The sequence below is a fragment of the Devosia sp. genome (assembly GCF_028290645.1).
Lineage (GTDB): Bacteria > Pseudomonadota > Alphaproteobacteria > Rhizobiales > Devosiaceae > Devosia_A.
The window spans coordinates 1-12062 of the sequence record NZ_JAQGJL010000374.1 but is presented as its reverse complement, the minus strand read 5'-3'; the positions used below and the strand labels follow the sequence as shown (position 1 = coordinate 12062).

General features: G+C 61.3%; 12 protein-coding genes. 6 read left to right on the top strand and 6 right to left on the bottom strand.

Annotated elements, in window-relative coordinates; translation table 11 throughout:
• The 4 genes from JWQ89_RS19985 to JWQ89_RS19970 all read left to right on the top strand — a co-directional run.
• Nucleotides 1–292 (top strand): helix-turn-helix transcriptional regulator (locus tag JWQ89_RS19985; protein ID WP_299643976.1); only part of this gene is annotated, 292 nt, incomplete at its 5' end.
• 144 nt (nucleotides 293–436) lie between these two features.
• On the top strand, nucleotides 437–3001 hold the full coding sequence (locus tag JWQ89_RS19980; protein WP_299643974.1) for a bifunctional diguanylate cyclase/phosphodiesterase: 2565 nt from the start codon (nucleotides 437–439) through the stop codon (nucleotides 2999–3001).
• 529 nt (nucleotides 3002–3530) lie between these two features.
• A complete protein-coding gene (locus JWQ89_RS19975; protein ID WP_299643972.1) occupies nucleotides 3531–4460 on the top strand; it encodes a cysteine synthase family protein in 930 nt (309 codons plus the stop codon).
• Between the two features lie 145 nt (nucleotides 4461–4605).
• Nucleotides 4606–6150 carry a winged helix-turn-helix domain-containing protein gene (locus tag JWQ89_RS19970; RefSeq protein ID WP_299643969.1) on the top strand — a complete coding sequence of 515 codons (1545 nt, stop codon included), beginning with the start codon at nucleotides 4606–4608 and terminating at the stop codon, nucleotides 6148–6150.
• A 54-nt stretch (nucleotides 6151–6204) separates the two neighbouring features.
• Here JWQ89_RS19970 and JWQ89_RS19965 read toward each other — a convergent pair whose 3' ends face one another.
• The 4 genes from JWQ89_RS19965 to JWQ89_RS19950 all read right to left on the bottom strand — a co-directional run bounded on the left by JWQ89_RS19965 (nucleotide 6205) and on the right by JWQ89_RS19950 (nucleotide 8847).
• Entirely contained in the window at nucleotides 6205–6525 is a 321-nt protein-coding gene (locus tag JWQ89_RS19965) for a hypothetical protein (RefSeq protein WP_299643967.1), read from the bottom strand.
• 844 nt (nucleotides 6526–7369) lie between these two features.
• Nucleotides 7370–7741 carry a helix-turn-helix domain-containing protein gene (locus JWQ89_RS19960; protein WP_299643965.1) on the bottom strand — a complete coding sequence of 124 codons (372 nt, stop codon included), beginning with the start codon at nucleotides 7739–7741 and terminating at the stop codon, nucleotides 7370–7372.
• An 87-nt stretch (nucleotides 7742–7828) separates the two neighbouring features.
• Nucleotides 7829–8566, bottom strand: coding sequence for a hypothetical protein (locus JWQ89_RS19955; protein WP_299643964.1), 738 nt, complete (start codon nucleotides 8564–8566; stop codon nucleotides 7829–7831).
• 53 nt (nucleotides 8567–8619) lie between these two features.
• On the bottom strand, nucleotides 8620–8847 hold the full coding sequence (locus JWQ89_RS19950; RefSeq protein ID WP_299643962.1) for a hypothetical protein: 228 nt from the start codon (nucleotides 8845–8847) through the stop codon (nucleotides 8620–8622).
• Between the two features lie 766 nt (nucleotides 8848–9613).
• On the opposite strand from JWQ89_RS19950, the gene JWQ89_RS19945 reads away from it, so the two are divergent.
• Entirely contained in the window at nucleotides 9614–10003 is a 390-nt protein-coding gene (locus JWQ89_RS19945) for a hypothetical protein (protein ID WP_299643960.1), read from the top strand.
• Here JWQ89_RS19945 and JWQ89_RS19940 read toward each other — a convergent pair.
• Nucleotides 10000–10545, bottom strand: a complete 546-nt coding sequence (locus JWQ89_RS19940) for a recombinase family protein (RefSeq protein ID WP_299643957.1) — start codon at nucleotides 10543–10545, stop codon at nucleotides 10000–10002. The two genes, JWQ89_RS19945 and JWQ89_RS19940, sit on opposite strands and share 4 nt — an antisense overlap.
• Nucleotides 10546–10829: 284 nt before the next feature.
• Between JWQ89_RS19940 and JWQ89_RS19935 the strand changes: the two genes are divergently transcribed.
• Complete coding sequence (locus JWQ89_RS19935) at nucleotides 10830–11399, top strand: GNAT family N-acetyltransferase (protein WP_299643956.1); 570 nt, start codon at nucleotides 10830–10832, stop codon at nucleotides 11397–11399.
• A 208-nt stretch (nucleotides 11400–11607) separates the two neighbouring features.
• Here JWQ89_RS19935 and JWQ89_RS19930 read toward each other — a convergent pair.
• Nucleotides 11608–12062: dihydrofolate reductase family protein (locus JWQ89_RS19930; RefSeq protein WP_299643953.1), on the bottom strand; the 455-nt coding region annotated here is incomplete at its 5' end.

The window sequence follows — 12062 nt, the reverse complement described above, 5'->3', positions numbered from 1 at the left end:
GCGGGTGGAAAACGCGATCACTCCGCGTCTTCCGCATGGCACTGCAAGTCAGCGCAACATCGCCGAGGAGTTGGGACTCAGCGGCAGGTCACTGGCACGTAAACTCAAGGAGGAGGGGCACAACTATCGCCAGATTCTCGATGACCTGCGCGCCGACCTGGCCGCGGGATATTTGAGAGGCACGGGATTGTCGGTCGCACAGATTGCCTGGATTCTGGGCTACAGCAACGCCAATGCGTTCTCTCGTGCCTATAAGGCCCGTAACGGCCAACCCCCGTCAGCGGACAGATAACTGCTCCCCGGCCCCTGCCCCGCACGCCACGTAGGAATACTGGGCCAAGGCTGGATTAACGCCTCATTAATGGCCCCCCCATGACTGTGCAACGGACGCGTCCCTGACCGACAGGATGTCGGCGTTCTAGCCAAGGTTCTCCCAGTGACAACCACGTTGGAAGCCCACCTCTCTACCACCAGCAGAGGGGAGCGCGGGCCGGTCCCCGAGGGCCTGTCCCCGCTGATAGGCGGTGAGCGATACCGTGCCTTGATCCAGAGCAGCACGGCTATCGTCTTCCGCGCCGATCCGGACGGCACCCTACTCGAGGGCTGGGGAGCCAACGAATACTCGCAACCCTTCCTCGCAACCTACCTAGGCAAAGGCTGGATCGATGCGGTGCATCCTGGCGACAGGGAGGCCATGCTCTCCTTGTGGGACAAGGAGGAGGAATCGGTTGGTCATTGGGAAGTGGATTTCCGCATTCGACGCGCCAACGGCAAGTATGAGTGGGCCCATGCCCGAGGCGTTGCGCTCAGGGAGCCGGACGGCTCGGTCCGGGAGTGGGTTGGAACGCTCACCGACATTCATGCAAGGCGCGTCGCGGAGAATGCAATTGCAGCACGGGACGAACGACTGCGCCTCGCGGTGGAGAGCGCCTCCCTCGGGATCTGGGATCACGACTACACGACTGGCGATACCTGGTGGTCGGAGACTAAGCTAGAGGTCCTGGGGCTGCCGCCGGACGTGCCAGCCAGCTTCGAGGTGCTGCTCGGCTGCATGCACCCTGATGATCGCGTCAAGCTGGAAGACCACGTCCGACGAGCCCACGACCCTGCGGGAGACGGCCGCATCGCCAACGAGTTCCGGGTCATGCGTGCCGATAACGGTGAGGAGCGCTGGCTCTCGTCGTCCGGGCGGGTTTACTTTGACGCGGAGGGCATACCCCGGCGCATCATTGGCGTGGTAACCGACATAACGGAAGCCAAGCGCGCCGCTCTGAGGGCGCGCAGTGCCGAGGATCGATTTGCCCAGTTCGCCTCGACTTCCTCGAACGGCTGCATCTGTATGGATAGTCGTGGGACGATCACGTTCTGGAACATCGCGGCATCGAGGATGTTCGGCTACTCCGAGAGCGAAATCATCGGTCGCTCCGTCGAGACCATCATTCCCGAAGCGCTGCGGCACGCTCACCGTAAGGGCGTGGCGAGGACAGCATTTGACGACGTCTACCCCGGACGTTCGATTGAACTGGTGGCCGCGACAAAGGGCGGATCGGAAATCCCGATCGAGTTGTCGGTGTCGAGCTGGATCGAGGGCGAAGAGCGCCACTTTGGTGCGCTGGTGCGAGACATCTCCGACCGCAAGCGGCAGCGCGAACACCTTCTGCGCCTTGCCCACTACGATCCCACTACAGGATTGCCCAACCGAACCCTGTTCTGGGAGCACGCCGACGCGCGGCTGGCTTCCTCGAAACCTGCGACAATCTTGCTCATCGACCTCGATAGCTTCAAGGACGTCAACGACACGCTCGGTCATCACGCCGGCGACACGGTATTGAGGGAAATGGCAGGCCGACTGAGCGAAATGGCCGATGACAATCAGATCGTGGCCCGGTTGGGCGGCGACGAGTTCGTCCTGTTCGTGGAAGGTCAGGAGGCCGAGGCGGATGTCATTGCGTTGGCTGGTGATCTTCAGCACCGCATTGCCGAGCCATACGTCATCGGCGGTCAAGTCATTGAAATGAACTGCAGCGTGGGCATCGCGTTTGCCCCCCTCCACGGAACCACCAGCGAAGAACTGATGGTGCACGCCGACCTGGCGCTTTACTCCGCTAAAGTAAGCGGGCGGAACCGGTCGTGCGTCTTTACACCAGAGTTGCGGCTCGCGGCACAACGGAAACTCACCCTCGCCTCTGAACTCCGCCGGGCCTATGAACAGGGGGAGTTCGAACTCTTCTACCAGCCCCAGGTCGACCTCGTTTCGGAGGAAATGACAGGCTTGGAGGCGCTTGTGCGTTGGCGCCACCCGGAACGTGGCCTCCTCACGCCATCGGAGTTCCTTCCGGTGCTAAAGCGGGGCCCCCAAGCCGAGCTCGTGGGGACCTGGATCCTCCGCCAGGCGATCAATGAAGCAGCCCGGCTCCACCGCATGGGCCATCCCCTCAGAATGGGCGTCAATCTGTTCTCGGCCCAGTTGCGGACCAGCGAACTGACGACGACGATCGGCCGGCTTCTCGAGGAAACGGCCCTTCCCGCACACCTGATCGAAGTCGAGATCACCGAGAACACGATCCTGCGAAATGACGCCACGATCCTCCAAACGCTGCACCGTCTGAGGATGTTGGGCGTCGGCATCGCCTTTGACGACTATGGCACGGGCTACGCATCGCTCAGCATGCTGAAGCAGTACCCTCTCACGAGGCTGAAGATCGATCGCAGTTTCGTCCAGAGCCTTGTCGAGGACACGCGGGACCGCGCAGTCGTGGAGGCCATCGTCGCGCTCGGTGACAAGTTTGGACTGGGGGTGATCGCCGAGGGCATCGAAACGGAAGAGCAGCGAGCGCTACTCCTCGAAATGCAATGCCGGGAGGGCCAAGGCTACCTGTTTGGAAAACCGCAGCCTATTGCCGGTATCCTCTCCCGCCTAGAAGGCCCACCAACGCGAGGCTTCAGCGACCGGTCTCCCGAGGTAGCGCGTGGGACACGCGGCACGGTCCGCGGCCGCTGACGGCTCGGGCGAAGCGCTGCAAGCATCTGCTGCCCCGCACGGATCCGCATGTCCTGGTCATACAGGTGCCCTGGCATCGCCACCTTCGTGATAGTCAGCAGATCGAGGATGGCCTTCGCGAGGTCCTAGTTGGTGGGCGCGGACGTCGATCGCCTGCGAAATTGCCGAAATCGGAGGAAAGCGATCAGGGACGGTTTCGCAATAGCGTTGGAAACCTTCCACGGATTGTGATGCTCCACGGCATTCCGCAAAGACCATCGCCGTTGGACCGACCGGACCGGCGACGCTAGCCATCCTCGTTATCAGGCGGACCGGCCACTTCCTTTTTGTACGTCCAGCAGCCCCTGTAAAGCTTACCGATTAGGGTGAATTCAGGCTGCCGCTGGCGCAGAGGAAGACAGCGTGATGAACTTGTGGCGCGCGTCATCAAAGGTCTTAGCAGACACCAGAGTCCAACCCAAAAGGGGAACCCTGTCTTTGCCCGGTCTCAGGGCGTACAGTCTCTCTCTGAGTGTTCTGGGAGAGCCAGATGGATCGGTCTATCCTCGACGCTATTGGCAATACGCCGCTTGTGGAGTTGCGCAACATCGTGCCGCAGGGCAGCGCCCGCGTTGTCGCCAAGCTAGAATCCGCCAACCCTACTGGGAGCATGAAGGATCGGCTGGCCCGGACGATGATCGAGCGCGCTGCCGCCTCCGGGCGCCTTCTGCCAAGTGGTACCGTGGTCGAATACACGGCAGGGACCACCGGTGTATCGCTGGCAATGGTCGCTGGCGCTCTGGGCTACAACTCGCATTTCGTGTTCTCCGACGCGTTCAGCGAAGAGAAGCGATGGACTATGAAGGCCTACGGTGCCGAACTCACCGACATCATCAGCGACAACAAGCAGATCACGCGGGAGTTGATCCGATCGATGATCGCGAGGGCCGGTGAGATCAGCCAGCAGCCAAAGCATTGGTGGGCCGACCAGCTCAACAATGAAGATGGCGCCGACGGCTACCTCGGCCTCGGCGAAGAGATTTGGGAGCAGACGAACGGCAGCGTTGATGCCTTTGTCCACATGATCAGTACCGCGCATTCCATACACGGTACCAGCCGCGCCCTTAGGCGTTGTCGGCCGCATCTGCCGGTGTTCGGAGTGGAGCCGGCGGAGTCCCCTGTACTGTCGGGTGGCTCTCCCGGGTCGCACAAGATCGAGGGCGTCGGTCTGGGTTTCGTACCACCGCTCTACCATGCCGACGAAGTCACCGAGATACTGACCGTGTCCACGGCAGACGCAAAGGCGATGGCACGGCGCCTGGCCCGCGAGGAAGCCATATTCGCCGGCAGCTCGACCGGTGCCAACGTCGTAGCCGCACTCGAAATAGCCAAGCGACTTGGCCCGGGTGCGACCGTTGCGACCGTCATTGTCGACTCCGGTTTGCGGTATCTGAGCACCGACGTTTTTCGCACGGCATGATTTGGTCCGGCACACGGACGGGGTAACACGTGGGTCCGCTTTTGGGCCAAAAGCGGACTCTGAGGAAGGGGCTACAACATCCGGCTGGGGAGCAGGTAATCCATGTCGTCTGCCCAGCGCTTAAGCAAAGAGCTATACTGTCCCCATGACGGAAAACGCCCCACAACGCTTCGGGCCCTTTACCTTCGACCGCCAGCGAATGGTGGTTTCGAAGAACGGCGCGGCGGTTCCGCTTGGTGGTCGGAGCGCGGTGTTGCTTGGGGCGCTGCTCGATGCGCGTGGGCAGGTGGTTGAGAAAGACGCGCTCATTGGCGCCGTTTGGCCCGACGTGATCGTGGAAGACGGCAATCTTGCGGTTCAGATCACTGCGCTTCGCAAGGCACTCGGCACTAAGGCTGACGGGACCGAGTGGATCGTTACCGTTCGGAACCTCGGCTACCGCCTGATAGCGGGTGAGTCGACCGGCAGTGAAGCAGGCGGCGCCGCCGTCCGGCCGGCGATCGCAGTTCTTCCCTTCGCCAACCTCAGCAGTGATCCTGAGCAGGAATTCGTCGCCGACGGGGTGGTCGAAGATCTGATCACGGCGCTCAGCCGCTTCCACACCTTTGCCGTCGTCTCGCGCAGCTCAAGCTTTGTCTATAAAGGCCGCGCCGTCGATGCCCGGGAGGCCGCGCGCGACCTTGGCGTGCGCTATCTGCTCGAAGGCAGCGTGCGGCGATCAGGTGACCGTATCAGGGTGAGTGCGCAGCTCATTGAAGGTGCGACGGGCGAGCATCTCTGGGCTGAAAGGTTCGACGGCGCCGCGACGGACATGTTCGATTTCCAGGATACGATCACCGACACGGTGATAGGGCTCATCGAGCCGCAGATCCGCAAAGCTGAGATTGACCGGGCGCGCAGCAAGCGCCCCGAGACCCTCGATGCCTGGGACCTCTACGTGCAGGCGCTGCCGCTGGTCAATTCAGGTGCGGTTCCAAACTATGTGCGGGCACTCGAGCTACTCGATCGCGCGGTTGCGCTCGATCCCACCTACGCGCCCGCGCTGGCCCTCGCCGCTTGGGCCCACGAAAAGCGGCACCTCTTCGGTGGTCCCAGTCTACCCGACTACGAAAGCGACGTGGAAGTGGCTATCGAGTTAGCGGAACGGGCTGCTGCTGCCGATCCCGACGATGCACTGGCGCTCGTTCTCTTCGGCTGGCTGCGTCTCTTCTATAAGCGTGACTTTTCCGGCCTCGATCTCGTCAAGCGCGCCGTCGCACTCAACCCCAACAACAGCTCCGTCCTCGATCTCTCAGGCGCTGCCGCCTGGTTTGTCGGCGACATCGACGAGATGATTGCATGCAGCACCCGAGGCCTACAGCTGAGTCCGGGGGCGCCCATACGCTATGTGTTCCTGTGCGGGATGGCCGTGGCGCACAACTTGGCCGGCCGGTACGAGGAGGCAGTCGATTTCGGCAAGCGCACCGTCGAGCTCGAACCAGACTACATCAACGGCCACCTTCACCTCGCCATTGCATACGCACAGCTCGGACGGATCGAGGAGGCACGCCGGCACGCGGCGGAGGTCCTCCGAATCCACCCCGACTTCAAGATAGAAGGATCCACGGAGCGCGCGCCTAAGCGACTCTCGCGAGGAATTTACGCGCCAATCTTGATCGAGGGCATGCGTAAGGCCGGGCTTTCAGAGTAACGGTAGGCCAGAGTTGTCGAGGGGCGGGAGGCGAAGGCCGCCCCTCGACGTTGGCTACTCCGCGCGGTCGAGGCCGAGGCCGACATACTCGCAGAATTTCGCGCTCGCGTTCGTCACCACCGCATCGCTCCGAGTCGCCACGAGCGCATTGTAGTATGCGTCGGCCGCGGCGTAGCAGGGAGCTCCGAGGTTGGTGCCGCCGGGCCAAGTTGTCTTGAGCACGTCCTCGGCGGTCTGGGGGGTGCACATCTGCCGCAGCTCGCTGCGAAGCGCCTGGTCGCAATCCTCCAGCGGGCCGGCAACAACCCCGTTGGCCACTGCACCGACGAGCATGACAGACGTTAAGGCAAGGATACCGAGCTTGTTGATGGTCATGGTCCTATCCTCCATTTTGGGAGCGCGCAGCTCCCGGGTTTCGCGGGTCGACCAGTGGCGCACCGCGGCTGATCTTGCCGCGGCTCGTCCTCGCACCGGACTCGAAGGTCCCGGTCGGTGATGCGTTGAGAGGAGGATTGCCGAGATACCCGTTTTAGGTACTTCAGCGGCTCAATAAATGTTCTTTAATCGTAACGCAGACCGGACTTTGAACTCGACCGACTGGCCCGAAAAGGGCAAGCGACTGCCTTGCCGTCAAGGGCACTCATTGCCAACGGTTGGCGCGGACGGAACGACCGCTTGTGGCGCTAAGCGGACCCAAGAACCGACCGCCTAGAGAGAGGGACCAATCGCAAACCGGTGTGAAGTAAGGCCACCACCAGTGTGCTGGAGGGGTCAATAAGCTAATGCGATCAATAACTTAGAGAATGATAGTGTCGGAAATTCCTTAGACATTTCCGAGGGTTAGCTAAGATCAACTCCACCACCATTTCGAGTCCCTCCCTCACCACCACTAACTCATTGATATTCATGGCTTTTTAGTTCTCAAATGGGTGCTTCGGCTAACCCTCGGGAACGTCACGTCTATTCGGCCTGGCAGTCGCGCAAACCCCACTGGAGACGGCTAGTTAGGAGCCCGGAATTGCGATGCAGTCGGGTCATTCTCCAATGGCCAGTTTCGCACTTGGCATTGGGGCGCTTCATTCCACCACCGGTTCGCGGGTGGACTTCATGGTGTCCAGTGGGACATTGGTGCGCCCTTCACAGATACGGCGGACGACCGCTTCTGGCCGGAAGGGGTCGTTGCGCACAATCCTTCGATCCGATCTCACTGTAGGTGGATTCAATTACCTCGCTGGATCGCGGAAGGCATCGATCGGTCCCGCCGATCGTATCGTTGCCTAGAGGCCTCGATCTCATCACTCGATGACACCGCAAGGTCGGTGAGTAGCGAGAGCAATTGTGCCAGCCGGGTTCCTAGGCCGGTGAGTTCATAATCAACCCTCGGTGGTATGCTCGGATATTGACGCCTGTGAACGAGGCCATCACGAGCCAGCTGATGCAGCACAGCACTGAGCATCTTCGGGGTTATTCCGGGTACCAGTCGCTGGATAACGCCGAACCGGACGATCCTGCCGTCCAGAGCTGCTATTACCTCGACGGTCCATTTAAGACGCAACGCGGGGAATGTCCTCCCGTCAGTGATACCGCTCATTATTGCTCGCCTGGGTTCGGATAGAACGACGCTCGCGGATGAGCGCCGTTCTGCTGATGTGAATTGGTGATCCACTGGATCGGTGGCTTATTCTGTTGCCGACTGGCGAAGCTGGCGAACCTTGGTATCGTTGATGCGGCCACGGCGATGCTCCGACCAAAGACTGTAGCCCAAGGTCACCATAGCCAGCCCCATTGGGATGGCTGCGTAGCGCTGGATGGCGTGTGGGAGCAGCGCTGCAGCCGGGGTAACCAATGCGGTCAGCGCGAGAAGGACGGCCGGCCAGCGTGGCAAGACGCCTGCACTGACAGTAGCGATGCCGAACGCCAGGCCACCGAGGAGGTAGGCTATCCCGACGACGCCATATGCCGGCACGATCGCACCGATGTCCATCGCACCGGGGGAACCATTAAACACGCCGAGGAAGCTTTCGACAAACTGCGGCGTCGCGGTCGCCAGCGGCGGCAGGATGAAAAGTTCGGCGAAGACGAAGCCCGTCTGCAGGAACCACGAAACGATCAGCAGCAGGAAGCCGACGAGCCCCAGCCAGCCGGCCTTGTCGACCTGTCGGGCATAGAGACCTGTGATCCCGATCAAAATGAAAAGACACATCGCCAGCTTGAGCGAGATGATGATGGCCCAGGCCTCGGTGGTGACTGAAGCGACGACATCCGCCGGATGGACAGGCTGAATGCCCGCGAAAATAAAGCCGCCGACGATAGCGGCGAGGCCGCTTAACCGAATGAGGGTTTGGCCCCCGAGGGTCATTCTGGTCTCCGTGCTGTTGGCGTCGACGGTGGCTTGGTGAAATGGCTGAGTGGTCATGGTCTTGATCCTTTTGCTTCTGGTGGATGGATTCGAGGGGCACTGCGGCAGCTTCAAGCCGATCGATCTGGGTCGAAGTGAATGACCGAGACCAGCTGGAGCCCGAGGTCGCGGACACGCTGCAGCAAGCCGTGAAGCGCGGACTGGTCGTCTGCGATGCCACGCAGAATGCTCGTGCCGTCGCTTTCGTGGGTGATCTCTGGAACCCCGAGCCGATCAGCCCAGCGGTGGTCGAGATGCCCCCGAAGACGGATTTCGTAGGTCCCCTGTGCAATGCTCATGGTGTTCCGTGCGGTCATGGGGAGGCGTCGGTGAGTGCCGCCAACGCGACGCCACGTTCTTGATCTTCTCCAGGTCGCCCGGGGCGATGCCTCCGTCGACAAGGATGGCCTTCAATTCCTGGGCGTAGGAAATGTCGGCCGAGCGGGCCTTGTAAACGAACGAAGAATTGCGCGCTAAGCGCGCCGCCGCGCTCAACCCCAACAATCAACATCGTCTACGCCGGCTGGTGCCTTGCCGCCGAATCGGGCATCGTTGCCCGCCTGAGGGACCGAACACGCGGAGCCATCCGCGTCACCACGTTGGAGAGAGCAAAGACCTGTAACGCACCCATGCCAGTCGGCCCACGGACCGGGACAACCCACTTGCGCCAGGGCGCCTCGAGCGCGGGCTTTTGACCGGGACCCGATCCGCGGAGAGCATTATGGCTAGCGGCCGTCGGAAGCGCCGCATCGAAAGGCCGGACACATGGCAGCTCCGACCAGCAGTGCGCACCAGGTCAACAAAGCTCTTGCCAACACGGAGCCGTCCACACATGGCGCAAAGCGGACACGACGGCATCACGCACCTCGTCCCCTCGTTGACCTGGTCATGGCTCCTTGGTAGATAGTCGGTTGCCGCGGCGAGGTGCCCGGCCGGGATATCGATCGACGGCGCTGATGGCGCTGGAGACAACGGGTTCGTCCCACTCCGAGCGTTTTCTTGGTGGCTTTCTCCGAACACAAACAACGTGTGACCGCGGCCTCATCCCCGCGGGGGAGATCGACAATGGCAAAGAATCACTTTGAAGATCCTGAAGAGGTCTCAAGTTTCCTCTTCGAGACGGTAGAGAGAAGGTGTGGCCTGCATCCAGATGAGCATGCGTGGACCTTCATATGCTTCGCCATGGCCGGACGTAGTGACGCGCAGTGCGCGCTGATCTTACTCGACGCCTTGCTTAGAGGCAGCGACGCTACGGGGATGTTCGAGTACGAGGAGTTGGACGGAGCCGGACGATTTCGATCTCGCAAGTCCTTCGCCAAAGAGTTCGGTTTTAAAGTCCGAATCGCGTCGAAAGAGTATGTCGGTGCACGACTGGGATGGTTCTTGGCCGAGGCCGGCGACGGGTGGGAGCCTCTGATTACCAATCAGGCGTTACGGTCTCAACCGACAGCTTAGTCATCAGACAATAGCCGGTACACCTGCATTCTCGAGCAACCCATTTGGCGCGCAATAGCCGCGGGACCGAGTCCCGCGGCCCTCAGTCGACGGACCTCAGATCGATCAATTCGGCTGCGCCCTCCCTGATAAATGCCCGCCGCCTTTGCCCGGTCGATCCCGTCTCGCTGACGCTCTTTGATGAATCGACGTTCCATCTGAGCGACCATACCGAGCACCGTTAGGATGATCTGGCCCATTTCCCCTCGCGTCGAAACATGGGGATCGAGCACCGTTACAAAGGCACCGCGACCCTCGCATTCATGGATAATGTTGAGGACATCGCGTGTGTCTCGGCCAAGCCTGTCGAGGCGAGCGACCACAAGATCGTCGCCGGGCCGCAGAAACTGGATGACCGTCTCGAGCTCGACCCGGCCCTCGCGACTGCCACCTGAAACCTTCTCGGAGCGTACAATGCTACAACCTTCCGCCTTCAAGCGCTCGACTTGCAGGTCGAGGTCCTGGTCAAGCGTGCTTACACGCGCGTAACCGATACGAGCCATATGTCACCTCAGGGTTTTGACCCGAGGCTCGCATGTCACAAATAGTCGATGTCAATTCTGATGTTACGCGTCTGTCGGTCGATCAGTGACGCAACGGCCGGGTATACCCTGAGGTGACATATCGAACGACTGCTTCGCGCCAAGACCGGAACTTGCGGCGGAAGATACCACTCGACTCAAGGTGCGAGTTCAGTCGGCTCCGGGCATTCCCACAAACAGGTTCGAGAATGTCTGGGAAATCCATTACAGTCCGTCGGACTGGTGTTCGTCGGAGGCGGCCCAAATTGACGAAGCTCAATCATGACGTAAGCATCGTGCTCGCCACCGCGGAGCTGCTTCGCGAACTTGCGAAACTGGACTATTCATTTCAGATCGAGGAGGAGGCCACACCACCTTTCGACGGTTCAGATGTCGTCAGGACCGTTACCCGGAAGCCGTACCGTAAGGCCTATAGCTTCGACGCGCGTTCTCTGGCGGCCCATCAGCGCAACCCTGATCAGGCCGTCTTCGTGGCACTATCAGGAGAGCGACCAGTCGGTTTCATCGCCGTCGGGAAGTCCTGGAACAGCTTGGCCACAATTGCTGATTTTGCTGTCGATCGAGGTGCTCGTCGACGGCAAGTCGGGCGCCTCCTTATGGACGCAGCGGTTATTTGGGTGCGAGATCAGAGGATGCGGGGCATCCGGCTCGAAACGCAGAGCAACAACCTACCAGCTTGTCGCTTCTATGCATCGTATGGCTTCCGGCTCGGCGGTTTTGACCGATTGCTCTACGTAGCCATCGACGGCGTCGAAACAGAAACCGCATTGTTCTGGTATCTGTTTCTCGATTCCCTCGGTGTGCCGGATCGGTGAAGGCATCTCGCGACAGGCGCAAAGCAAGTGTTTGCTCTCCCACGGTTGAGGTAGCTGCTTGCCGATTGCTCCGGCTGCGCCCGCCGAATGTCCGCTTCGGGCCAGAAGCAGTCGTTCGCGAGAGTCCGGTTGGCGCCAGAAGCGGCCATTAAGGGCCGGGTGACGTCGCGTGCCGGGGGCGAGGCGGATGACCTCGCGTCGCCGGACCTCAGCGGGCGAAGGTCAGGTGGATGGTGCCGCTTTCGGCGGTTTCGGACTTGATCGAGGGCAGACGGGTTTCGAGGCCGCGCTGGTGGTCCCAGAGGCCGATGCCGCTGCCAAGGACGATAGGCGTGATGGCGACATGCAGTTGATCGACGAGATCGGCCTCGAGAAAGGCACGCACGGTGGTGGGGCCGCCGCCGATGCGGACATCCTTGCCGGCGGCGGCGGCGGTGGCGCGGGCCAGCGCATCCTCGATGCTGGTATCGATGAAGTGGAAGGTGGTGTCGGAGATTTCGAGCGTCGGGCGGGGGGCGTGGGTGAGGAAGAAGACCGGACAGTGGAACGGCGGCTCGTCGCCCCACCAGCCTTTCCAGTCCGGGTCATCGGGGAAGGCGTGCAGGCCGAACATGCCCGCGCCGATGATCTCGGCACCGATGCCCTCGAAGTGCGCGGTCGCGT